This window comes from Pseudoalteromonas sp. PAB 2.2, from assembly GCF_001938575.1.
Lineage (GTDB): Bacteria > Pseudomonadota > Gammaproteobacteria > Enterobacterales > Alteromonadaceae > Pseudoalteromonas > Pseudoalteromonas lipolytica.
The window spans coordinates 1-24201 of the sequence record NZ_LYPI01000009.1; the positions used below are offsets into that span (position 1 = coordinate 1).

General features: G+C 42.7%; 23 protein-coding genes and 7 tRNA genes. 7 read left to right on the forward strand and 23 right to left on the reverse strand.

The genetic code is table 11. The annotated features are described in order from the left end of the window. Together BWD47_RS06690 and cysB are read right to left on the reverse strand one after the other, a co-directional pair. On the reverse strand, positions 1-194 hold a 194-nt coding region (locus tag BWD47_RS06690; protein ID WP_075593687.1), incomplete at its 3' end, for a transposase DNA-binding-containing protein. A 134-nt stretch (positions 195-328) separates the two neighbouring features. Continuing rightward, positions 329-1306: an HTH-type transcriptional regulator CysB gene (gene cysB, locus BWD47_RS06695; RefSeq protein ID WP_036967477.1), complete on the reverse strand. Its 978-nt coding sequence runs from the start codon at positions 1304-1306 to the stop codon at positions 329-331. A gap of 306 nt (positions 1307-1612) precedes the next feature. Between cysB and BWD47_RS06700 the strand changes: the two genes are divergently transcribed. Then, the gene (locus BWD47_RS06700) at positions 1613-2371 is read left to right on the forward strand and encodes a hypothetical protein (RefSeq protein WP_065978727.1); all 759 of its coding nucleotides are present in this window, start codon (positions 1613-1615) and stop codon (positions 2369-2371) included. Between the two features lie 26 nt (positions 2372-2397). Here BWD47_RS06700 and BWD47_RS06705 read toward each other — a convergent pair whose 3' ends face one another. Then, complete coding sequence (locus BWD47_RS06705; RefSeq protein ID WP_065978728.1) at positions 2398-3690, reverse strand: NCS2 family permease; 1293 nt, start codon at positions 3688-3690, stop codon at positions 2398-2400. Positions 3691-3811: 121 nt separating this feature from the next. Here BWD47_RS06705 and BWD47_RS06710 point away from each other — a divergent pair, with 121 nt between their 5' ends. Beyond that, positions 3812-4276: a sel1 repeat family protein gene (locus BWD47_RS06710; protein WP_036967474.1), complete on the forward strand. Its 465-nt coding sequence runs from the start codon at positions 3812-3814 to the stop codon at positions 4274-4276. Between the two features lie 23 nt (positions 4277-4299). On the opposite strand, the gene BWD47_RS06715 is transcribed toward BWD47_RS06710, so the two are convergent. The 10 genes from BWD47_RS06715 to dnaQ all read right to left on the reverse strand — a co-directional run bounded on the left by BWD47_RS06715 (position 4300) and on the right by dnaQ (position 8161). Then, positions 4300-5022 (reverse strand): helix-turn-helix domain-containing protein, encoded by a 723-nt coding sequence (locus BWD47_RS06715; protein WP_075593688.1) that lies wholly within the window; start codon positions 5020-5022, stop codon positions 4300-4302. Positions 5023-5214: 192 nt separating this feature from the next. After that, positions 5215-5291, reverse strand: a tRNA-Asp gene (locus BWD47_RS06720). Between the two features lie 50 nt (positions 5292-5341). Further along, positions 5342-5418 (reverse strand) — tRNA-Asp (locus BWD47_RS06725). Between the two features lie 31 nt (positions 5419-5449). After that, positions 5450-5526: transfer RNA gene (locus tag BWD47_RS06730), tRNA-Asp, on the reverse strand. Between the two features lie 37 nt (positions 5527-5563). Continuing rightward, positions 5564-5640: transfer RNA gene (locus tag BWD47_RS06735), tRNA-Asp, on the reverse strand. 31 nt (positions 5641-5671) lie between these two features. Next, positions 5672-5748 (reverse strand) — tRNA-Asp (locus BWD47_RS06740). A gap of 40 nt (positions 5749-5788) precedes the next feature. Beyond that, positions 5789-5865 (reverse strand) — tRNA-Asp (locus BWD47_RS06745). 27 nt (positions 5866-5892) lie between these two features. Continuing rightward, positions 5893-5969, reverse strand: a tRNA-Asp gene (locus BWD47_RS06750). Between the two features lie 98 nt (positions 5970-6067). Beyond that, positions 6068-7396 carry a TIGR03503 family protein gene (locus BWD47_RS06755; protein WP_075593801.1) on the reverse strand — a complete coding sequence of 443 codons (1329 nt, stop codon included), beginning with the start codon at positions 7394-7396 and terminating at the stop codon, positions 6068-6070. A gap of 54 nt (positions 7397-7450) precedes the next feature. Further along, the gene (gene dnaQ / locus BWD47_RS06760) at positions 7451-8161 is read right to left on the reverse strand and encodes a DNA polymerase III subunit epsilon (RefSeq protein ID WP_036967470.1); all 711 of its coding nucleotides are present in this window, start codon (positions 8159-8161) and stop codon (positions 7451-7453) included. A 68-nt stretch (positions 8162-8229) separates the two neighbouring features. On the opposite strand from dnaQ, the gene rnhA reads away from it, so the two are divergent. Together rnhA and BWD47_RS06770 are read left to right on the forward strand one after the other, a co-directional pair. Next, a complete protein-coding gene (gene rnhA, locus BWD47_RS06765; RefSeq protein ID WP_036967468.1) occupies positions 8230-8700 on the forward strand; it encodes a ribonuclease HI in 471 nt (156 codons plus the stop codon). A 74-nt stretch (positions 8701-8774) separates the two neighbouring features. Then, entirely contained in the window at positions 8775-9638 is an 864-nt protein-coding gene (locus tag BWD47_RS06770; RefSeq protein ID WP_075593689.1) for an MBL fold metallo-hydrolase, read from the forward strand. On the opposite strand, the gene BWD47_RS06775 is transcribed toward BWD47_RS06770, so the two are convergent. Further along, positions 9609-10367 (reverse strand): class I SAM-dependent methyltransferase, encoded by a 759-nt coding sequence (locus BWD47_RS06775; protein WP_036967464.1) that lies wholly within the window; start codon positions 10365-10367, stop codon positions 9609-9611. The two genes, BWD47_RS06770 and BWD47_RS06775, sit on opposite strands and share 30 nt — an antisense overlap. 53 nt (positions 10368-10420) lie before the next feature. On the opposite strand from BWD47_RS06775, the gene gloB reads away from it, so the two are divergent. Then, positions 10421-11194, forward strand: coding sequence for a hydroxyacylglutathione hydrolase (gene gloB / locus BWD47_RS06780; protein WP_075593690.1), 774 nt, complete (start codon positions 10421-10423; stop codon positions 11192-11194). Positions 11195-11338: 144 nt separating this feature from the next. Then, positions 11339-12922: a LysM peptidoglycan-binding domain-containing protein gene (locus BWD47_RS06785; RefSeq protein ID WP_075593691.1), complete on the forward strand. Its 1584-nt coding sequence runs from the start codon at positions 11339-11341 to the stop codon at positions 12920-12922. Positions 12923-12979: 57 nt separating this feature from the next. Here the strand turns inward: BWD47_RS06785 and speB are convergent, their stop codons facing one another. From speB to BWD47_RS06805, 4 genes are all read right to left on the reverse strand, one after another. Continuing rightward, complete coding sequence (gene speB, locus BWD47_RS06790) at positions 12980-13903, reverse strand: agmatinase (RefSeq protein ID WP_036967455.1); 924 nt, start codon at positions 13901-13903, stop codon at positions 12980-12982. A gap of 3 nt (positions 13904-13906) precedes the next feature. Then, on the reverse strand, positions 13907-15820 hold the full coding sequence (speA, locus tag BWD47_RS06795; RefSeq protein ID WP_075593692.1) for a biosynthetic arginine decarboxylase: 1914 nt from the start codon (positions 15818-15820) through the stop codon (positions 13907-13909). A 195-nt stretch (positions 15821-16015) separates the two neighbouring features. Beyond that, positions 16016-16477: a hypothetical protein gene (locus BWD47_RS06800; protein WP_075593693.1), complete on the reverse strand. Its 462-nt coding sequence runs from the start codon at positions 16475-16477 to the stop codon at positions 16016-16018. A 71-nt stretch (positions 16478-16548) separates the two neighbouring features. Then, positions 16549-17010, reverse strand: a complete 462-nt coding sequence (locus BWD47_RS06805; protein WP_036967450.1) for a GNAT family N-acetyltransferase — start codon at positions 17008-17010, stop codon at positions 16549-16551. Between the two features lie 254 nt (positions 17011-17264). Between BWD47_RS06805 and cysZ the strand changes: the two genes are divergently transcribed. After that, positions 17265-17975, forward strand: coding sequence for a sulfate transporter CysZ (cysZ, locus tag BWD47_RS06810; RefSeq protein ID WP_174403856.1), 711 nt, complete (start codon positions 17265-17267; stop codon positions 17973-17975). Between the two features lie 30 nt (positions 17976-18005). On the opposite strand, the gene BWD47_RS06815 is transcribed toward cysZ, so the two are convergent. The 5 genes from BWD47_RS06815 to BWD47_RS06835 are packed head-to-tail and all read right to left on the reverse strand — an operon-like array spanning position 18006 to position 24201. Further along, positions 18006-18506 (reverse strand): hypothetical protein, encoded by a 501-nt coding sequence (locus BWD47_RS06815; RefSeq protein ID WP_075593694.1) that lies wholly within the window; start codon positions 18504-18506, stop codon positions 18006-18008. Then, a complete protein-coding gene (locus BWD47_RS19985) occupies positions 18503-22081 on the reverse strand; it encodes a tandem-95 repeat protein (protein WP_083633642.1) in 3579 nt (1192 codons plus the stop codon). The genes BWD47_RS06815 and BWD47_RS19985 overlap by 4 nt, the downstream gene beginning before the upstream one ends. A 15-nt stretch (positions 22082-22096) precedes the next feature. Beyond that, entirely contained in the window at positions 22097-23182 is a 1086-nt protein-coding gene (gene rlmM, locus BWD47_RS06825; RefSeq protein WP_075593695.1) for a 23S rRNA (cytidine(2498)-2'-O)-methyltransferase RlmM, read from the reverse strand. Positions 23183-23191: 9 nt separating this feature from the next. Next, the gene (locus BWD47_RS06830) at positions 23192-23560 is read right to left on the reverse strand and encodes a DUF423 domain-containing protein (RefSeq protein WP_075593696.1); all 369 of its coding nucleotides are present in this window, start codon (positions 23558-23560) and stop codon (positions 23192-23194) included. Beyond that, on the reverse strand, positions 23557-24201 hold the full coding sequence (locus BWD47_RS06835; RefSeq protein ID WP_075593697.1) for an alpha/beta family hydrolase: 645 nt from the start codon (positions 24199-24201) through the stop codon (positions 23557-23559). The genes BWD47_RS06830 and BWD47_RS06835 overlap by 4 nt, the downstream gene beginning before the upstream one ends.

Here is a 24201-nt window from a genome sequence, read left to right on the forward strand (position 1 = left end):
TCAATGTGTTCGTTGCGGATAAAGCGGTAGGCACCTTCCATATCGGCGGGGGATTGAGTGATGTTCACAAGTGGTTTTCCTGGTTCATTTGCAAGAGTTGATGCTAACCTTACCAGACGCGCAGTTCTTCGTGGATCACCTAAGTCCGATTTACCGAATTGTTGTGTTGCCCAATGAGTATGTTCGTTAATCATGATGTGTCTCCAAACAAGATTTGAAGATCTGATCATGACGTTGAGATTTAGTTCAAAAAAATCCCTGCTAATTTCTCAGCAGGGATTTGTGTATAAGAGACAGCTTTTAAGCGGCTTTTAATTTAATAACTTCACTACTTGATTGGCAATTCAATATTTTCAAACAGCTTATCTACGTCTTCTTGATTACGCAGCAAACTGGCACGTTCAACCAATTCTTTTGTTAAATGAGGGGCAAAGCGCTCAATGAAGTCGTACATGTAACTACGCAAAAAGCTGCCTTTTCTAAAGCCAATCTTAGTGGTACTCGCTTCAAATAAATGACTTGCGTCAATACACACTAAATCGTTGTCTGTCACTTGATCAATTGCCATCGACGCTACCACGCCAACCCCAAGGCCAAGACGCACATAGGTTTTAATAACATCGGCATCCGTGGCTGTAAACACAATATGCGGTTCAAGCCCATGTGCACTAAAGGCTTTATCAAGTTCAGAGCGACCTGTGAAGCCAAACACATAGGTAATTAACGGATACTTCGCGACATCGGCAACAGTCAGGTTATCTGCTTTTTTCGCCAGCGGGTGTGTTTTTGCAACCACAATACTGCGATTCCAGTGATAACAAGGCAGCATGACAAGGTCAGAATATAAGTGTAATGCTTCGGTCGCGATAGCGAAGTCAGCATCACCACGTGCTGCCGCATCAGAAATTTGCTGCGGCGTGCCTTGATGCATATGCAGTGACACCGCGGGGTATTTTTTCATGAACCCCTGAATGACATTTGGCAGCGCATAACGGGCTTGTGTGTGCGTGGTTGCAATGTTCAATTTACCTTGATCTGGCAAAGTATGTTCATTTGCGACGGCTTTGATACCTTCAACTTTCGACAAGATTTCTCGTGAAATATTAATGATTTCATTGCCAGCACTGGTTACATGTGTCAAATGCTTACCACTACGGCCAAAGATCTGAACACCCAATTCGTCTTCTAGCATACGAACTTGTTTTGAGATCCCTGGTTGAGATGTAAATAAACTTTCAGCTGTCGCAGAGACATTGAGTTTATGATTTTGGACTTCGACTATATATCTGAGTTGTTGTAGTTTCATGGCTGCATTGTAAACGTTGTTATTCTTTATTTATAAAGGCTGCTAAGCGCAATGCCAAGTGATATTTCATCGCACTGTCATTTTTTACTTTTATCGCGATTCTTTCTAAGGCTACCACATTCAACTGTGACTCGGTAGCGATGTTTATTCATAAAATACTCAATAAACATGCTTGCTTAACATGACCCTAATAAAAAAGAATGGCTGATTGATAGTTTATTGCACATAAGTATGCGCAAAACTATCCAGATGTAATATTTTTAATGTAAGATAAAAAAATTAGATAGTGAAAACTGAGATTTAGCTATGATTGTTTCTATCATCATTATGCTCATTGTTGCCTTGATTGTCATTGCACTGTGGGTAAGCGCGGTGCAACAACATAAAGAAAAACAAGAGTCAGAGCGTCGCAAAGAACTAACAAAACAGAAAAAAATCATCGAAGAAGCAGAAGAAGTACTGCTCAATAGTACAAACATTCCGATGTCTGAAAATATTTTACGTATTATTCAGCGCCGTGTTTATGATGCATTAGCGAGCATGGTGCAGCTATCACCTAACTCAAAAGAACTAAAAAGTCGCTTAAACGAAGCTAAGCAACGCTTAACCTTGCCAATTGACTCTAATAATTCTGATGCACTTGTATTACCCGATAATGACAAACAATTAATTTCGCTGATCCAAAGTATAAAAAAGTTACGTGCATTACTGCGCTCTGAACATGGTAAAGGCAAAGTAGATAGTCAGGTATTTGTGGCCGAGGATAAGCGTTTAGAAAAGTTGCAATTAAGAATCAATGTTGAAAGCCAAATTAAGCGCGGTATTTCAGCGCGTGCAGCAAACATGGTTGGCTCAGCACGTCAGTACTTTGAAAAAGCGTTAGCCACACTTGCTTCTGTAAGCTACAGCGATGACTACATAAATACTAAAAAGCAGGAAATCGAAAATTACTTAGAAGCTATCAGCACGGAGCTAAAGGCGTCGAACGCAACATCAAGAAAGAAAAAAGCAGAGCAAGAGCAAGACGATTTAGATGTGTTATTTGCCCCAAAGAAAAAGTGGTAATCCACTTTTTCTTTGGTCTGCATTCATTACGATAAAAACGCGAATTTAATAATAAATAGTGCAGTTAGTACCCATACACTCACACTGATTTCATCTTTTTTACCACACACTAATTTAACCGCAGTATACGCAATAAAACCCAGTGCAATACCATGCGCAATTGAAAACGTTAGCGGGGTCATTAATAGCACTACGCTTACAGGAATTGCATCTGTCATGTCATCCCAATTAACCAGCTTTAAATTTTGCATCATTAAGACGGCCACGTACAATATCGCGCCCGCTGTTGCGTAGGCTGGGATCATACTGGCAAGCGGTGCAAAGAACATCATAAGCAAAAAGCAAATTCCGACGACTACCGCCGTTAAACCTGTACGCCCACCTACAGATACACCGGCCACTGACTCAATATATGATGTGGTTGTCGACGTTCCCAGCATAGAGCCTGCAATCGTGGCAGTACTGTCCGCACTCAGCGCTCGGCCTAAACGTGGCATTTTGCCTTGTTCATCAGCAAGACCCGCTTTTTGTGTTACAGCGACAAGCGTGCCTGACGTATCAAATAGATCTACAAAGAGAAACGCAAAAATAACCGTCAACATCGAAATTTCTAGTGCGGCTGCAAAATCTAATTGCATAAACGTAGGCGCAATTGAAGGTGGCATAGAAACAATGCCTTTGTATTCAACAAGATCTAAACCTAATGCGATGCCCGTCACTAACAAGATGCTGATCAACACCCCACTTTTCATATCACGATACAATAACGCAGCAATCACAAAGAAGCTTAAGATAGCCAATAAAGGACCAGGCGCAGTAATATCACCTAATTGCACCAGTGTGGCAGGACTTGCGACGATTATCCCTGCATTTTTTAATGCGATTAGCGCTAAAAAAGCGCCAATACCCGTTGCGATAGCACGCTTTAAAACCAAAGGAATCGCGTCGATAATCCATTCTCGGACTTTAAATAAGCTCAAGCATAAAAAAATACATCCCGACATAAACACCGCACCAAGCGCTGCTTGCCAACTGTAACCCATACCAAGTACGACACCATAGGTGAAAAATGCATTTAAGCCCATGCCTGGAGCCAACGCTAATGGGTAATTTGCCCACAACCCCATAATAAAGCACCCAATCGCCGCAGCAATACAGGTTGCTACAAACGCAGCACCTTGGTCCATACCTGCTTCTGCTAGCATCGCTGGATTAACGAAAACAATATAAACCATAGTGATAAATGTTGTGATACCCGCAATGGTTTCACGGCGGACTGACGTGTTGTTTTCACGTATTTTGAAAAGTCTTTCGAACATGTTGAACTTTAAGTTAAGATTAATTGGCTAATTTTATCATATTTTCTCATAATTAGAGGACAATTTACCTTGCAATGTTCTAAACTAATAAGGTCTTTTATTTCAAGAAAATAACTAAACTATGTCTGATAAATCGCCAGTAGGCTTAGATTTAGAGCAACAACTTGACAACGTACTTGCCTTTATAACGCAGCCTGATACAGGGGATGAGCCACAAAAAAGTACGCAATCAGTTGAAAAAACACTAAACAAAGCGTTGTATTATCTTAAAAACGAACAAGCGCCACTTGCCGCTAAGTGGATGCGTTTAGCTGCAATGGCAGGTAATCATAGAGCACAATTTTACATGGGGCTGTTTTTTATAAAAGGCCAAGGCGTGCCGCACAGTGTTTTCCATGGTTCAGTCTGGTTGAGTCTCGCCAGCAGCCAAGGTTACGAGCCTGCAACCGCTGCCCTAAATGATTTAAGAAAGCACATTAGTACTCGCCGTCTGCAAGACGCACAAAGCTATGCAGCAACGCTATATGAACAAATCCACCAGCAACAATTTTCGCACCTTATTCCACACAACCCTGACGCCAATTAACAAGCGTCAGGATTCACTGCTAATTACGAGTGTTTTGTCAGTTTGCTCTCAAAGGTGATAAGCCCTGCGCCTATCACAACCAATAAAATACCAACAAACTCAAGCCATACATGGCCTTTATGCGACTTAATAATAGGTGTTTTTGAAGTTACACTAAATAAACGCCTGCCCTGTTCGCCTGACTCGACGAACGAAGTGCCTTTATATTCAGGTGAAATAATAAATTTAAAATCACGTCTGTTAGTCATTTCGCGATGTTTTGCATCTATATTTTCCCCGCTTTTATCTACGAGTAGTGTCCGCCAATCATAAAAAATACCATCCGGCTCATTATCTTTCACTACACCGTATGATTTGTACTCATAAAATTCTGTGTTAAATAACTTTTCTTGATGGCCTAAATAAAATAGCGCACAACCTAAAGCACTTATCAGTATGGCGCTATAAATCAGTGAACGCTGTTTTATAAATTGTTTGTTAGTTTGTTGCTTATACCAAGCTTCAATATCAGGCACATTAATCAGCCGAGCTTTATCTACTGAGTGTTTTAATGGCTGCATAAAATCACAAATGGTTAAATTGAGTGCGGCTAATATAGAGCGAAATGTGTCATTAGAAGGCACTGACTTATCGTTCTCAAGTTTTGATAAGTAGCTTTGCTCTATCCCTACTTGCTCAGCAAATTCTGGTTGGCTTAGTTTAAGCTCACTACGATAGTGTTTTAGTTGTGAACCGAATGTACTCATAACGCATGTCCTTTTCTATTGTGGAGCGATCATTCTTTGCTATTCATGCAGAAATAAGAAGCTGAATAAATATGAATAGTGAAGAATATTAGCAAGTTAATTGGAAAGATACGAGATACGAGATACGAGATACGAGATTATCAGAATAAAGGGGTGTTTTTTAAAATCAATCATTTGTTTGAGGAAAACAAATGGCGGAGTGGACGGGACTCGAACCCGCGACCCCCGGCGTGACAGGCCGGTATTCTAACCAACTGAACTACCACTCCGCAGTGGTATGTGCATGGGGTAATGCACTAAATTTGTTCATGATATCAAGTGGCGGAGTGGACGGGACTCGAACCCGCGACCCCCGGCGTGACAGGCCGGTATTCTAACCAACTGAACTACCACTCCGCAGAGATATCATTGTTATTACTTAATTTGTTGGCGGAGTGGACGGGACTCGAACCCGCGACCCCCGGCGTGACAGGCCGGTATTCTAACCAACTGAACTACCACTCCGCGATACAAATTTTGTAATTAAATAGCTGTTAAATAGTGGCGGAGTGGACGGGACTCGAACCCGCGACCCCCGGCGTGACAGGCCGGTATTCTAACCAACTGAACTACCACTCCGCAGTATCTAATGCTATTTATTTTTTCCTATTGGCGGAGTGGACGGGACTCGAACCCGCGACCCCCGGCGTGACAGGCCGGTATTCTAACCAACTGAACTACCACTCCGCAAAGGAAAATGTTTTACAACCATTAGTTGTGTAAGTATTGGCGGAGTGGACGGGACTCGAACCCGCGACCCCCGGCGTGACAGGCCGGTATTCTAACCAACTGAACTACCACTCCAGCGCGTACTTACAAATTGTCGAAAATTGGCGGAGTGGACGGGACTCGAACCCGCGACCCCCGGCGTGACAGGCCGGTATTCTAACCAACTGAACTACCACTCCACAATTTCGTTGCTGACTGAGTCTCCCCTGACAGCGGCGTGAATAATACGAATCACCCTCTGGTTCGTCAAGGGCTTTTTTGTATTTTTACAGGTTTTTTAGTCATCTGACATCGAAAGGTTTAAAATTTCACCTGATTTGTCATTTTTTGAACCATTTTTGCCAACTTCATTTTCATTCGTTGCTTGCTCAACATTTTCAGATGAGCTTTTTTTCTTTAAAAACGGTAACGATAATTTGAATTTAAGTGGTTTCTTTTGCACAAAAATACGAATGGCTAACCACCCTAATAGAAGAACGATTAAATTTCCAACAATAATAAGTGTCACCATTAGCACAGTGGATGCTTTTTTTTCTTCTTCTAGGATTCTTTGCTGCTCAGCTTGCGCTGCTAAATCGACTTCTGGACGAACAATTTCAGGTACAATTTCAATGGGTCGTTCAATTTCAAATTTATACGTCGGCAGCGTCGCCATAAATTCACGGTCATTTATATTACTACCAAACACCGATAGCTCGACACTGTATCGACCCCAATCATAATTTTTGATTGCTAATTCTCTGGTTTGAGATTTATCAGCATCAATTGAAAACATTTGCTCTTCATTATTGGGGTAATAGATTTTACCTTGAATAAGCACTGTTTCTGGTTTGACTATTTCAGGGTTTAAAGTAATCGTTAAGGTATGCTCATCGGTATCTTGCTCTGCTAATGCCATGTCATAGCTAAAAGGAGGCTCATGAACAACAATCGGCTTTTGTACTACAGTGCGTTTTAATATAGGTGTTTCTATATATAACTCTGGTTGCCACTCCCCTGCTGGGAAGACTAATTTAAACTCCCCGGTAAACACACCATCAAGGGGGCGTTCATCAAACCCACGACCATCATCTTTAAAATCGGTAACACTTTGCGTGCCCGCTCCAAAATTAGCGAAGTCACTGTTATTGGTACTTACAAAATCAACATGTAGACTTATGACATCTCGAAATTGCCCCACCTCAATTGGCTTACCATCATTGAGTACTCGGCCTGTTAATTTAATGGTTTCGCCACGAAACAACATGGGAGGGAGAGGGTCTACACGTAATTCAATTTCGCCTAAGACCATTACTCGACTGTCTGGCAAAATACTGCCAACGACTTGCCAAGGGCCAGGCATCGGGTCTGTGATGGTGATCAAATCGTAGCTTAGTTCATCATGCCAATCTAAGTTGGCGTTCTTCACCGAGTCAGTCGCGTAGTACTTGCTGCCATCTGGGCGTACAAGCACCACGGCGGGTGCACCGCGTTTACGGAAAAATAATAACGTAATTTTATCAACGTTGTGATCAATGCGAAAACGGTTATCTAGTAGAGGAATTTCATTTTGAATCCCGTCACGCTGTAACGGGGTTATTTTATCTTGCTCAGTGGCAAGTCCCATCAAGGGCAATACACACACTAATCCTGCTAGAAGCTGTTTTCTCATTTTATTACCTTATTCTGCACGCCATAAGCATTGACCGCCTTTTGCGACCAAGTCTAAACGCTCTTCATGAGCGGCATGCTCTTGCTCTGTGGCCTTTAATACAACCAGTGGCGCTCTATCAGCGCTCACGCGTCGAATACCACCCATTTGTTGCTCTGAACCTTCATCTTTATTCTGATTTAAATTTAGCTTAACTTGCCCACCGGTCATGGCGAGGTAAACGTCGGCTAAAATCTCGGAATCCAGTAATGCGCCGTGTAAGGTTCGCTTTGAGTTATCAATATCATAACGACGACATAACGCATCAAGGTTATTCTTTTGACCAGGATGCAAATCACGCGCCATCTTCAAGGTATCAAGAACTTGACAGACATCTTCAGTATTCGGATAGCCCTGATTCAACAGCGCAAACTCATTATCCATATGGCCGATATCGAACGCCGCGTTGTGGATGACAAGTTCTGCGCCTTTTATGTACTCAAGAAATTCATGCGCTATTTGGTGATACAACGGTTTATCACGTAAAAACTCATTAGTAATACCGTGAACATCGATGGCTTCTTCTTCAATGTCACGCTGTGGATTAATATACACGTGAAAATTGTTGCCAGTAAGGCGGCGATTTACAAGCTCTACACACCCGATTTCAATAATCCGATGGCCTTGCTTTGGGTCAATACCCGTGGTTTCTGTATCTAAAACTATTTGTCTATGTGCCATATCGTCTTAAGCCTGACTCTGGTATCTTTCTATAATCACTTTATTGTACATAATATCAAGGTAAAACAGTGCAAAAAACCGTAGAGATTTACACCGATGGGTCATGTTTAGGTAATCCGGGGCCAGGAGGTTATGGCGCAGTGATGCGGTATAACGGTCATGAGAAGCAATTAAGCCAAGGATATACCCTTACTACAAATAATCGGATGGAAATGCTCGCAGCCATTGTTGCACTCGAAACATTAACCCGCCCCTGCCATATTATCCTTACCACCGACAGCCAATATGTCAAACAAGGTATTGAGTCATGGGTTGAAAACTGGAAAAAACGAGGCTGGAAAACCGCAGCCAAAAAACCCGTCAAAAATGTCGACTTGTGGAAACGCCTTGATGCAGCTTGCCAACGACACACCATTGAGTGGCGCTGGGTAAAAGGTCACAGCGGGAATAAATACAATGAACTCGTTGATGACCTTGCCCGTGAAGCAGCAGGTGGCGATGCCCTACTTGAAGACACCGGTTACGACGAAGCAAGTTAAAAATTAACGCAGAGCATTTAAAGTTTTTGTTATATGTTATAAGATTTAGCTATAACAATAATTAAGGACTCATTATGGCTCTGCGCATTCACTCTTTTTTTCATCAACAAAGCGCAACTTTGTGCTATCTAGTATGGTGTGAACACAGCAAACACTGCCTACTTATTGATGCACCAGCTGATTTTGATATGCCAAGTGGCGAATTAAGTTTTAGCACTGCCAATGAAATTATCGCCTACATAAAGCAGCATAAGCTCTCATTACAGTGGTTGCTCGAAACACATGCTCATGCAGATCACATTACCGCATCAAGCTATATTAAACAGCAACTGCAACACGCTCACCCATGTAAACTGGGCACCGGTGAAGGTATTGTTCACGTACAAGCACATTTCAGTAAGCTTTATAATATTGATATGCCATGTAATGGCGAACCCTTTGAGCAACTATTCGCTGATAAAGCACAGTTTCAGTTAGGGGAATTTACAGTCGATGTTATTGCCACCCCCGGTCACACCCCTGATAGCGTGTGTTATCACATAAATGGCAATGTATTTGTTGGCGACACTTTCTTTATGCCAGACAGCGGCACAGCACGTTGTGATTTCCCAGGCGGCAGTGCGGCTGAGTTATATGATTCTTTACAACGTATTTTATCACTGCCGGATGATACCGTGCTTTGGATGTGTCACGACTATCAACCCGACGGCCGAGCACTCGCGTACAAAACAACGGTTAAAGAACAGCGAGAGCAAAACGAGCATTTAAAAGGTGATAAACAGAGTTTTATTGCAATACGTGAAAGCCGAGATGCAACGTTAGCAGTGCCAAAATTGTTGCATCCGTCGATTCAATTAAATATTCGCGCTGGCCAGTACCCGCTTAAAAACGATGGCAAACAACACTATTTAGCTATCCCGCTCACAGTGCTGCTTTGATGTTTGGCGAAGACCTGCGCCTTTTACAGGTGAAAATTGAGGTCTTGCGTGCCATTTAGGTTTAATTGGCGTCAGTGGTGCTACTCGCTTGCGTGCCACGAGTAAATAGACACTTCCCATGGGCTTTAAGTAATGTTTACCAAAGCGACGCCATGCCGCAAATCGCGATAATCGATTACCTCGTGCAAGCGATGAATGGATAAATCGCTCATCAGAAATAATTTCGAACCCTAATAAATTCAGCCAGTCTTTCACGCGTGAAGGGGTAAAAAAGCGCCCCGTCCAAGGCAGCTTTTGACGGCTAAACGGCAACAATTGAGCCAGGCCACATAAACTAAATGGATTAAAACCGCTTATTACAATGTATCCACCTGGGATCAGCGTACGGTGTGCTTCTCGCAATATATGATGCGGGTCAGAATGGTACTCTAAGCAATGAGATAAAATACACGCATCGACACTGTGCTCATAAAAAGGCAGTTCATCAACATCGGCAATAACACCGGTAAATAAGCCCGGCTCAGCAACACAAACCTGATGCTTAATGGGGCTCTCACTCGTAGCAAGCTCGCCACTTAAATTACCTAATTTAAGCATGTGGTAACCAAACATGCGTGGCAACCAAGGTGTTAACTTTCTTTCAATTTCAGCACGCAAATAGTCCCCATGAGGGAACTGCTGCCACGAGTACGGCTTAGGACCTTCTTGAAAACTAAGGGCTGGTTTCATTTTCTGAGCTCGTTATACTGTATCTTAACTGTCACTTTATAGAGCAATTAAACATGGTGCAAGTTAAAGCAATTAAAGCCTTTTCTGATAATTATATCTGGTGCATTGTAAATAATGACCAACAAAGCGCTTGGGTCGTTGATCCAGGCCAAGCAGACCCCGTCAACCGGTATCTTGATGAGCATAACCTCACCTTGGCAGGTATCTTAATTACACACCACCATTATGATCACACTGATGGTGTTGAGCCATTGCTCAAAACCAACCGTGACATTCCCGTATACGGGCCAAGACACAGTCCGTTTAAAGGGATTAATCACCCGCTTTCAGAAGCAGACAAAGTCACGGTTTATGATCGCACATTTACAGTGCTTGCTACACCTGGCCACACTTTGGATCACATTTGTTATGTTAATGATGAATTGAGCTTTACGGGCGATACACTCTTTAGTGCTGGTTGTGGCCGCTTATTTGAAGGCAGTGCAGAACAAATGTGGCATTCGTTATGTAAACTTAAATCGCTGCCTGATAACTGTAAAATCTACTGTACCCACGAATATACGCAAGCCAACTTAGCGTTCGCTAAGGCGGTTGAGCCAACAAATGAAGCATTATTGAGGTACAGTGATAAAATAGACACATTAAGAGCGAATGATGACATCAGTCTGCCCACCACCATTGCCATTGAAAAACAGCTAAATCCATTTTTACGCAGTCATTTGCCCCACATAACTGACCAGCTACCCAACACGCTAAAAGTTAATTTTAACTTAAATGAACCTTGGCAACGTTTTGCTAGTCTCAGGGCGTGGAAAGATAATTTTTAAAACGTGTATTATCTTGGTTACAATTTTGTATTTTTAGATCAGTACGTTGTAAAAATAAGCTGACATAAATTGGTCATAAAGTGGCAATATGTTCTCTGAGCAGGTAATATTCGCCGAGTTTTTTTACCTGATGTATGGGTATGTATGTATAAGTCTCCTTTAGTTTTAACGCTTGCGCTGGTTTTGAGTGGCTGTCAATTAACAGCAACTGACAATGCAGGATCAGATAATGACAACCGTGTTGAGCAACAGCTTGCAGGCGCAAGCCCCAGTGACATCAATGATGCATTGATGCTCAACGCACAGTATCAGCAATTAGCTGATACTGATGAGCCCCCCCCAGTATTTGATGATGTATGGGAGCGTATTCGCTACCAGCTGTCTATTGATGTACCGCAAAATCGCCCTGTTGTCGCCGAGCGTAACTACTATGCACGCCATCAAGCATACCTAGATCGTATCGCCAAACGTGCCGAGCCTTATCTTTACTTTATTGTTGAAGAAGTCGAAAAACGTGAAATGCCTATCGAAATTGCACTGCTGCCAATTGTTGAGAGTGCATTTGATCCCTTTGGTTATTCACATCGCAGTGCATCAGGCATATGGCAATTTATGCCACAAACAGGCGAGCGTTTCGATTTAAAACAAAACTGGTGGTATGACGGTCGTCGCGACATCGTGCAATCAACGCGGGCTGCTTTGGATTACTTATCCTATTTGCACAAGACCTTAGAAGGTGACTGGTTAAATGCAATTGCAGCCTATAATTCAGGTGAAGGTCGTTTACTAAGAGCGATTAAAAAGAACCGTAAGAAACATTTACCGACCGATTTCTGGTCGTTAGATTTGCCCAAAGAAACCACCTCTTACGTACCAAAGCTGCTCGCACTTTCTGATCTTGTTAAACGTAGCGATGAATTTGGCATTAAGTGGCAACCGATTATTAATGCACAAGTTATCGATGTCGTTAACGTAGGAAGTCAAATTGATTTAGCCCTCGCTGCAGATATGGCAGGTATTAGCTTAACGGAGTTATACCGTTTGAACCCCGGTTTTAACCGCTGGGCAACCGATCCGAATGGGCCGCATTTCTTATTATTACCATCAGATAAAATAGACACCTTCTCTGAGAAATTGGCAAAAACAGAGCAAAAAGATCGTTTACGCTGGCAACAGTATGTTGTGGCGCGCGGCGATAGCTTATCGGTTATTGCGAAAAAGTTTTCAACCAGTGCGGGAGCGATTAAAACACTCAATAAATTGTCATCAAACACAATACGTGTTGGGCAACAATTATTAGTGCCTTTAAGTGATGGCGAAATTAACAGCCAACACCTGCCAGACTCTGTTCGCATGGCTGCAAATAAAGCAACGCGAAAAAAACTGAGCCATAAAGTAGCCAGTGGTGACACGTTGTGGGACATAAGCCGCGAATACGATGTCACAATTGCTGAACTTGCTAAGTGGAATAATCTTAAGAAAAATGCCGTGTTACGTGTTGGTCAAACACTAACGGTGTATAAAGATGAAAAAACACAGCTTGCAGCGACTCAAACGACCGAGCGCACCATTACCTATAAAGTTCGCCGTGGCGATTCATTAGCACGTATCGCTGCTAAGTTTAATGTCTCTGTGGATGATATTATAAAGTGGAACTCGTTGGCTGGGCAAAAATACATTCAACCAGGCCAAAAGTTAAAATTAAGGGTCGATGTTCGCAGCGCCTAAGTTTAAACTTACTGCCAATAAAAAAGAGCGCCTAAGGGCGCTCTTTGCATCTCACATTTAGTATTTGTGTTTTAAGGCCCACAAATGCAGTAATTCATTAGCAATCGTGGCTGCAGCAATGGCTGTAAGCTCACTTTGATCATACGAGGGTGAAACCTCAACCACATCCATACCCACCATATTAATGCCTTTAAGCGCTCTTAATATTTTTAACACTTTATCACTGGTTAAACCGCCACATACTGGTGTACCAGTCCCCGGTGCAAATGCGGGGTCAAGGCAATCAATATCAAAAGTCAGGTAAACAGGTAAGTCCCCTACTCGCGCTTTAATTTGCTCTGCAATCACATCTGCCGACAGGTCATTTGCTGCCATGGCATCAATGACCGCAAATTCATGTTTGCTCTGATCAAAATCAGTGCGAATACCAATTTGAATACTGTGGTCAACGTCAATCAGCCCTTCCATCGGCGCATGATAAAACATAGTACCGTGGTCATAGCGTGAACCATTACTGTAAGTGTCTGTGTGCGCATCAAAATGCACCAAAGCCATTTTACCATGCTGTTTGGCATGTGCGCGCAGCAATGGCAACGTCACAAAATGGTCGCCACCTAAACCTAGTAACGTTTTACCTTGACGTAAAATTTGCTCAGCCGCTAATTCAAGCTGCGCAGTGAAATACTCAGGGTCGCCTACGGGGTAGGTAAAATCCCCTGCATCCGCTAACTTTAAGCGCTCAAACAATGGGAATGTCCAAGGGTATTTGGTTTCTTCCCATGCAAGGTGTACAGAGGCGCGGCGTATAGCGTCTGGACCTAGTCGTGCACCTGGACGCCCCGATGTTGCTAAGTCAAAAGGTAAACCTAATACCACGACATCCGCATCAATTGCAGTGATGTTTTGCACCATTGGCTGGCGTAAAAACGTCATGCCGTTTGAATATAACGAATGATCTGTATGGTCAAACAATGTCGACATTGCTTATAACTCTTCTAAATAAGTGTAACCGTTTAAGCCAGCTTGCAGCTCGTCTAACACGCTTTGCTGTTCAGTTTCTGGCAGTTTTGTAGCCACCAGCTGAGCATAAGACTGCTGGAAGCTCTCTACATCTAAATGCACATAACGCATCATGTCAGCCACCGAATCACCTTCGTTAATTTCAGTGATCTCAGCCTGACCTTGCTCATCCATTTTCACAATTGCGCTGTGTGTGTCACCAAATAAATTGTGCATATCGCCTAAAATTTCTTGATAAGCACCCACTAAGAAAAAGCCCATTAAATATGGTCTTTCTTCGCTATATGCAGGCACAGGTAGCGTACTTTCAATGCCTTGGCCATCCACATAGTGCTCCATGGCACCATCTGAATCGCACGTAATATCAAGTAGTACAGCACGTTTTTGTGGTGCTTCTGTTAAACCACTCAATGGTAAAACAGGGAACACTTGGTCAATACCCCATGCATCAGGTAGAGATTGAAACAATGAAAAGTTCACAAAAAACTTGTCTGCTAAACGCGCGTTCAATTCATCGATAATTGGACGATGAAAGCGGTTTTTATTATCCATGTGTTTGTTAAGTTCATAACAGACACGAAGGTTAACTTGTTCCGCCCATGCACGCTCTGTTAAATCAAGTAAACCCAGTGCAAACTGATTATGCGCTTCGGCTAAATCACTTTGACTATCATGGTAGATTTCAATCAACGCACGGTCGTCGTTATCACCACTTAGCTGTTGCCACGATGTCCACATATTGTTTAATAAAAGAGGTGCATCGGCCGCAGGCGCAAGAATATCTTCAGGCTCGTAGCTTTCAGTACCAATCACATTCGAAATCAATACCGCATGATGCGCAGTCAGCGCACGGCCAGATTCAGAAATAATACGCGGCATTGGTTGCTCATACTGCTTACAGGTATCACCAATGGTGTAAACAATGTTATTCGCATATTCGCTAAGACTGTAGTTCATCGAGTTATGTGATTGACTGCGTGTGCCATCGTAATCAACCGCTAAACCACCACCCACATCTAAGCACTCTATTTGCGCACCTAACTTGCGCAACTCACAGTAAAAGCGTGCCGCTTCGCTCACGCCTAAACGTACGTCACGAATGTTGGCCATTTGCGACCCTAAGTGAAAATGCACAAGCTGAATTAAATCTAATTGTTCAGACGCTTTTAAGCGATTTACCACGCTCAGTACTTGCGATGCCGATAAACCAAACTTTGATTTTTCGCCGCCACTCGCTTGCCACTTGCCTTTACCTTGTGACGCTAAACGAACACGAATACCAATACGAGGCTTCACGTTTAGCTCTTTTGCTTGGCTGAGCACCATGTCTAATTCAGATAGCTTTTCCAGTACGATGTAAACCTTATGACCCAGCTTTTCGCCGATAAGTGCCAGACGAATATACTCTTGATCTTTGTAGCCATTACATACAATCACTGCACTGGTTTTTTCTGCCATCGCTAAAACAGTCAGTAGTTCGGGTTTACTGCCCGCTTCTAAACCTAATTGCTTTTTCTCAACATCGGCTTGGCTTGCCACAATTTCCTCAACCACTTCGCGTTGTTGATTCACTTTAATTGGGTAAACAAGCAGGTAATCTCTCGGATAACCATAGTTTTCAATCGCCGTATTGAATGCCTGACACAGGCTGTGTACACGGTGATGTAAAATTTGAGGAAAACGCACAAGCGCCGGCAAACTTAAACCTTTGTCTTGTAGTTGCTGTGCTATATCGATAAGTGCAATGGTTTGCTCTGGGGCATGGGCCTTTGGCGCAACATACACATCACCTTGATCATTTATACCAAAGAATCCTTGGCTCCAATGACGAACATTGTAGCTCGTGCGAGCTTGTTCTAGTGATGTTGTCTCTTTCATCTATCTTTCTCTTTTATTTAATGGTGCCAAAATCGGCAAGGGTATTGCCGCGCATTAAAAGAAAAATAGTGACTTAAGTCCAACAAGTATTTTTACTCGTAACGAGTGATTTTTGATGTGAGAAACTGATTAAGTTGTAGATTACATTGGCTGAAGAATCAGCGTATTTAATAACGTGTTTAGTGCGTGGCGTTCTCAGCGCTTAACGTGAATAATTTCGTCAGCCTTTGCAGAGGAAGACCCTAACTGTCGCCACGCTTCATATTGCTCACCATTACGCCACGTGATACCGATATACTCTTGCCAATGTTCAAAGTCTTTACTTCTGTATTTTTCAACCCCACATCCTCCGGCACCAAAGGCAACACGACAGAGTTTAACAATCAGGTAGGTGCCATCAAACTCTAATTGGCGCGGGTTTTCAGTTGAACTGGAGCAAGTACTCAAAAAGCGAGGCGGTATTTTCAATATAATTCGCGAGGTAATTTCACCCTTGTCATTAAAAACACCAGTTACCGAATGGCATGAATTGAAATAAAAGGTATTACTGCCAACAACAAGGTCAGAAGGGCTGTGTTTATTACGTTGCTCGGGGGATACACGCACCGTGTCTGACTGTTTAGTATCGCCACATGCACTGAGTACAATAAGCGACAAAAAGCCAAACAGACGCGCACATAATTTAACTATAACAATAACCCCATAAATAATGTGATTAGGTTAACTCGTTATTGATTAAGCCCTAATTCCATAAATAAACTTTGTGGGTTTTCAGTGTAATTACCAAACGGCCCACAACGATGAAACCCCAAGTTCTCATACAAACTAATTGATTCTGTTTGCTTAGGGCCTGTTTCCAAGCGAATAAGGGGAATTTGTTGCTCTCCCGCATGATGCAGTAAAATTTGCATAATACGACGTGATAACCCTTTACCTCGATAGCTTGGTTTTACATACAAACGGCGAATTTCGCCATAAGGCGGATTCCCTTCTTGCATCACAATAGCACCGCAGGCAACAATACCATCCTCGTTTTTTAAGCCAATTGCATACACGTTAGGTTCTGCTAATTCTTCGACGCTTAATGATTGTGCGGTTGCAACTGGATATAAAGAGTTTATAAGTCGGTCTATATCAGAAAACACGTGTACTACTTCAGGATCATGTGGATTTAAATCGACTAACTGCATAAAACTCCCATCTTGAATATGTCATTTTTGTTAATTCTGTTAACAATAATATCGGATCATCGTCTGATCCTCTAGTGCTGTTTTCATTATTCGTTCTTATCGGTACGTATGACTACCATACTACCGCGTAGTTCCTTGCTATGTAACTGAAAAAACACTTTGTTACGGAAAAAGGCTGTTCAAATACAGTGAAAATCATATACTGCAAACACGAAGTAATAATGAGAGGTTATCGCGTGCAGTTTACTCAAGGTATGGAATACTTCTTTTCTGGCTTTAAATTAATTAGCCAAAAAGGGTTAAAACGTTTTGTACTTATTCCTTTATTAATCAACATCGTACTTTTTGGCAGCTCACTGTTCTTTTTATACGGCTGGCTTACCGATGGCTTTGCCTATTTAAACTCGCTGTTACCAGAGTGGCTTAGCTGGCTTGAATGGTTAATGTGGCCTATTGCCGTATTAGTGATTTTATTTAGCTACAGTATGTTGTTCACCGTCATCACCAATTTTATTGCCGCCCCCTTTAATGGCTTGCTGAGTGAAAAAGTCGAGCTATTTTTGACGGGTCAAAAAGTCAATGATGATGGGCTACTTGATACCATGAAAGATGTGCCACGAATGCTTGGGCGTGAATGGACAAAACTCTGCTATTACTTACCAAGAGCAATTGGCTTTTTTATCTTGCTATGGATTTTACCTGTTATTGGTCAACTCTTATGGGTGTTGTTTACGTGTTGGATGTATGCCGTTCAATATGAGGATTACGCATTTGACAATCACAAAGTCAGCTTTAATGATATGAAAGATGATTTAAAAGAAAAACAAACTCTCTCTTATGGTTTTGGCCTTGCCGTTATGGTGCTCACAGCAATCCCCTTTGTTAATTTAATTGTGATGCCTGTTGCAGTCTGCGGAGGCACCCGTTTATGGGTTGATAATTACCGCAGTAAATACCGCCGTTAAATCTTAAAAGCCATTAAGCCAATAGTGACACTATTGGCTTTTTAGTACCGTGTAATCGAGTTTCACCGGTAAAGGGTCTGAAAGACCTAAATCAGAACGCGGTTCTTCAAATTTACTAATAACCGCATCATACGTATTTTCGCCGATATTGACTGTGAACGGTTGTGCAAGCTTGGTGATTATTTTAAGTTCAGCGTGCTTGTTTTCTAATTCTAATAAGCCATCTTCCCGTGTTTTAACAAGTAAAAAATGCGCGCCGTTTTCAAAGACAATACGAGCTTGATGAGATTGTCGGTGCTCTGCACGCCAATGCCCTTGCTGAAAAACAGTAATAACATCACTGACACCATCGGGCTCCAACAGACGCTCTTTTTTAAACTCACATTGTTCACACCCTTTTATTGATTCTGCTTGCCAATTAATCGGGTAACCATCAAAGCTAAGTCTTGATGACATTTGCCATGCAGAATCTGCAGCAGGCTTGCAGCCACAGAGCGCGAACATCACACTTATATACACGAAGGACTTCATGGGTTTTCACCTTGTGATGTTCTTACTGCTTTGATCTCTTCTAATAAATAACGTGGAGGAGCTTGCTCTTCAATGATGTGTTGAACAGGCACTTGAGACACATCTAATTGATCATTTTGAACAGTATTAATTCCTAAACGGTTACCCGAGAAAAAGGTATAAAAGCGCAGCTCAATAAGACTCCACTCATCAACATCACTCAACGTTGAAAGGTTACTATCGCCATTGGTATCTTGGCTTAAGGTTTCAGTAAGATCTAAATTACAGTTATAGTCTATCGCAGTGGAACCTGGGTAGCCCAAGCCATTTGCTTCATTAATATTTGCTTCGTCGAGTGCATTTCCCAACCCATGAGAAAACGACATCACAAAGTTATCGGGCGACCCTTGTGGGCCATTAATAAGGTCGGCTGTTTGCACACCACAATTTGGGTTGTTTCTATAACGACTTGAATAATAACGGTCACCTTCATTATTTCCTATTGTCGCTAAACCGCGTAATTGATAAAGATAATTCATAATACTTAGATGGTTCGGCTTATAGTTCACGGCATTATTACCGCCATGATCAAGCCCTAAATTATGACCCAGTTCATGCATGATTGTCGCAGCCTGGTAGTTATAGGCTAAATTGGTTGAGATTTGATTGTCCAACGACAAGCCCCAGTTGCCAAGGCTTATCATTAAATCGTTACCGTTAATTTCGGCAACGCCAGATGACCCTGCACTGCCATCAACATTGCGGCTATTCGCCATTAACATGTAATGAAAAATCGGTTTACGGCGCATATCGAAATTAGCCATTTTATAATGAAATAAACTCTCAACGCCTTGGTTAAAGCTGTACGGTGTATATTGCCTAAAGATAACACGGTCACCGCCACCTAAATCATGATCAGCAGGTGATACCCCCTCAGCTTGGTGAAACAAATCACCCACATCAAAATGCACCACGATGTTTTCTGCAGCGAATGACGATGCCACTTTTTCAAGCGCCGTCCTGTGAGGTGTAATGCCTGCATCACTGCTGTCCATGTAATCTACTTCAATAAAGATATCTTTTTGATTTGCTCTGGCTCCCCAATCATAAAGTGGTAATCCAGCAAATGTTGAGCCTGGTTGCTCTGAGCAATCAGGAATACCGTCTTCGTCTTCATCTAACGAACACGTGATATCATTGACCCCCCCAGGAGTGGTAAAGGTGCTGTATGTCCAGTCGGTGGCACTATTCGTATCTGTGCTGCTCTGGTCACGCTTGATACTTGAGCCCGTAAAGTTCAAGATTGTGGGTGCCGCTCCCGTTTGCCATTGACCCACCGATGTCGGTTCCGTTGTATCATTTCCAAAGCGAACAAAGTCAATAGTTTGAGCTTGATCGCTCGTCAGTAATTCAATAAACCCATTCAAAAACCAATAAGGGCGAACAGTGGAACCAACGTCTCCAATAAAGGCAATGTATTTATTCTGATCAGCAGCATCATAAAATAATGAATCCCCAAAGCGACTGTGAATAATCACATACTCACCGGCAGCAAGAATTTGATTAGGTAGAGTAAAAATCGTAGAAGCCGCAACGCTATTATCCGCGCTATCACGACTCTTAACCCTGACGCTGTAATCAACCAAATTCACATCACTGTTAGTGCCATTGTAAAGTTCAAACCATGGGGTGTCGTTCGTAAATCGAATCGCCACCACCTCGGTGATTTTTAAATCTTCGCTGCCCGTCGTAAATGTTGTAATAACCTGCGCAGACACGGGCGTATCGGCAAAATTAACTAAGTCACTGGTCAGCCTTAATTGATATTGTGTTGACTCACTCAAAGCAGCCGTAAATTCAGCACCGTTAAAGTATTCACTGGTATTCGCTTCTGGGCCTGATAAGACGAGTGAGCTAAGCGCTAAACAACTGTTAAAGTTATCTGCTGATAATTGCACTGAGCCAGTACACACCCCTTCATTTTCATTAAACGATAAGCTTGTGGTCTTCATCACGTCAGATAACGAAAATGAGATACGCGCGTTTGCACTCACTGCCTGACTGTTATCCTGTGGGCTCACATTCACGACAGTGGCTGCTGTTGTGTCTGTGATTGTAACGCTGACTGTCGCCTCGTTACTGTCAACACCATCTGATACGGTCACTTTGAAGGGGGCTTGAGCAATACTATTTTCTGCTGGCTGATATTGGTAATTAAAACGTGTCGCATTGAGCGTAGTGATGGTTGCTCCCCCAATGTCACTGGCAAAAGTAACCGATAACTCATCATCGTCAGTGTCACTTACGTTAACCGTGAAATCCCTCGGTTGATTAAACTCCGTAGTAAAGGCAATAGCGTCAATAGTGGGCGCTTTGTTAACATGTACAATCGTAAACGTCAGCGTTAACGATGATATCGCCCCCATGTCATCGGTTGCCGTGACTAACAATACGACCTCACTATTCACAGACACTTCGGGGGCTGTAAAACTAATTGCTTGGCCATTTTGAACAAAGTTTAGTGTGGGTCCACTTTGTTGCTGCCACGCAATTTCACTGACTGTGCCATCAGTGTCGGTCACAATCACACTGATTGACGCCTCAGTGAGCTCGGTAATATTGGCAATAGGGTCAGCCGTAATCACAGGGGCTAAATTTACAAAATTTTCAATCACGACATCATATTCGGCCAAGCGTGTAGCCCCGTCGTTATCTGTAACAATGACTTGAAAACGCACACCGCTATCTGCATCGACTTCAGGGGCTGTAAACATCAATTCGCTCCCACTGGCAGTAAATGAAGTTGTAGGGCCTGATACTTGGCTCCAACTGTAATTTGTAATGCTGCCATCGCTATCAACGGCAACCGCACTTAATGTGCCCTCTGCCCCTTCTCGGATTGTTTGCTGCCCAGAAATTGATACTGTAGGAGCAATATTGGCACTGACCACAACACTAAAATCTGTGCTTGTTTGCTCACCAAAGTTATCTGTCACGCGCACAGTAAATGCCAATTCTGTATTACTGCTCACTGAAGGGGTCGTAAAACTGATTTCACTACTGCCATTACTAAATGCCACACTTGGCCCAGCTGTTTGACTCCAGTTATAACTCAGGACTTCACCGTCAACATCGGTGGCATTTGCACTGAGTGTTATTATATTGCTAGAGGGAGAGGTTTGTGGGCCTTGTACAACGATACTCGGTGCTTGGTTAACATTAATAATGGTCGCTGTATACAAGGCACTGGCTGTCGCACCTTGATTATCAGTCACGGTGACTGAAAAACTGATGGGGGTATTTTCGTTTACGGCGGGAATAGCAACAGTGAGTTGCTCATTACTGCTGGTTATACTGACTGTAGGGCCGCTTGTTTGCTGCCATGTAAAGCGGCTAATAGTGCCATCTGAATCACTTGCTGATGCCGAAACTGTCAGTGTTGAAAGTTCATTAACTTGGCTATTGCCCGACACCGTGACTTGTGGCGCTTGGTTGCTGGCAGATGCAGGCTCATCGCTGCCGCCTCCTCCCCCACACGCGGTTAAGAAAATAGGGAATAAAATACACAACCAAACCGTTACTATTTTATTCCCCATTTTCCTATCCTCTATTTAACTGTATAGGCTTTGCGGCACCTTTGTGACATTTAAATGAACCGTAACCTCTTCACGGTCATGGTATAAATGTTTTGCCTGAAGCTCATAACTAACACCGTATTTTTCAAGCTCTTCCTTAATCATCTTTAAACATTCATAAACACTGTCGAAGCGTTTTTTCATTGGCAGTTTAAGATTAAAAATAAGCTCTTTTGCGTATGCATTCACGGCCCAATCAATCATAAGATTAGTAACTTTTGCTGGCTTTTCCACCATATCACATACTAACCAATGAATATTTCGCTTTTCAGGACGGTATTTAAAGCCATCAACACGGAAATGTTTTACTTGTCCGGTTTCCATTAAATCATCGTTCATTGGGCCGTTATCTATGGCACTAACAAACATACCACGACGAACCAATTGGTATGTCCAACCACCCGGACACGCTCCTAAATCAACGCCTCGCATTCCTGGCTGCAAACGGTCTTCGGCTTCATGAGGCGGAATAAACACATTAAACGCTTCATCAAGTTTAAGAGTTGAACGGCTTGGTGCGTCATTTGGCATACGCAGGCGTGGGATACCCATAAAAAATGGCGAGTTATTAAAAGTATACGAATACCCTACATACGCAGTGTCATTACTTAAAAAGAGTACATGCAGCACAGGCTTTTTATCAGCAAGTTCACGCGTAACCGTCGCGCGTTTTTCTAGGGCTTTTTTTAGCGGTGTCGAAATCTTTTTACAAAATTTAGACAACTCTTTACCTTCATTGGTATCTGGGGTTTCAACTCGTAAGTCACCACAGGATGGAAAATCAACGGTTGCATTCACAATCGCACTGACCCTGTCTTCAAGCGGCATATTATCGACTAAAGTACCGGTAAACCATTGGCGGGCAAAGACCATGTTTTTGAAATCTATTTTTTTTATGATTTCATCGCCATGGCTCGGGTCAAAACATTCATAGACGACAATTCCAGTGTTCGGCTTCGTTTTTACATAGCCCGTAAACCCTTGTTCCGCAGCCTGAAAAGTGATTTCAGCGGCAGCGTCGCTTTCAAACCCACTGCGACAATAAATAACAACACTCGACATAGATAACCCTTAAAATTTATACCGTGCGGCTTGAACTAATAAAATAGTCCAACCAACAATAAAGCACACACCGCCTAGGGGTGTGATTGGACCAAGCCATTTCGCACCTGTTAATGCGAGTAAATATAGGCTGCCACTAAATAACAAAATACCGGCGATAAAAAAGCCACCAGCCCAACTTAAGTTCATTCCCCACTTAATTAAAATCGCGATGGCGATTAAGCCCAAGCCGTGCACCATTTGATATTCTGCAGCTGTTTTAAAAATACCTAATGCATAGTCGGATACGCGGCTTTTTAAACCATGCGCAGCAAACGCGCCTAGCACAACCGACAGCATGCAAAACAGACTCCCCGCGATTAAATAAAGTTTGATCATTGTGAATCTCCATCAATCAACTTAAGTATAAATTGGGCCGCAAGGTTCGCAGCGTGTTGTAAGTTATCGTCTTCAGTTAAACCACTTTTCTTACGCGGTTTTAATGAATGATCACCGTCTTTTAGCCAGCTAATTTCTGGTGGATTATTCATTTCAAGCTCGGCTAATTCTTGCTGATTACCAAAAGTATCTCGTTCACCTTGAAGTACTAAAAAGGGGCATGGCATATCGATGAAGTGATCGATACGAAGCTTATCGGGTTTTCCGGGAGGGTGAAACGGGTAGCCAAACGCAATAACACCAGCAACCTCTTTAGCGTCTTCTTGTGTGCAAAGCATAGAAGCCATTCTACCGCCCATCGACTTTCCGCCAATAACTACAGGTAAATCAGGCTGACGATGCGCCAACACTTCAGCAAAATAAGCCAGCAGCTTAGGGGCACGATCTGGGGGCCTGCGTTTATTGGTCTGTTTTGCGATTTGCATATACTGAAAGTCAAATAACGCCACATCAATCTGATGCTGGCTAATTAACGTTGCCATATTTTGCATGAACGCTGAGTCACTTCCCGCCCCTGCGCCATGAGCAAATATAAACTGTGCACGGGCATCACCCGTTGCACTTTTAAACCACTGTAACAT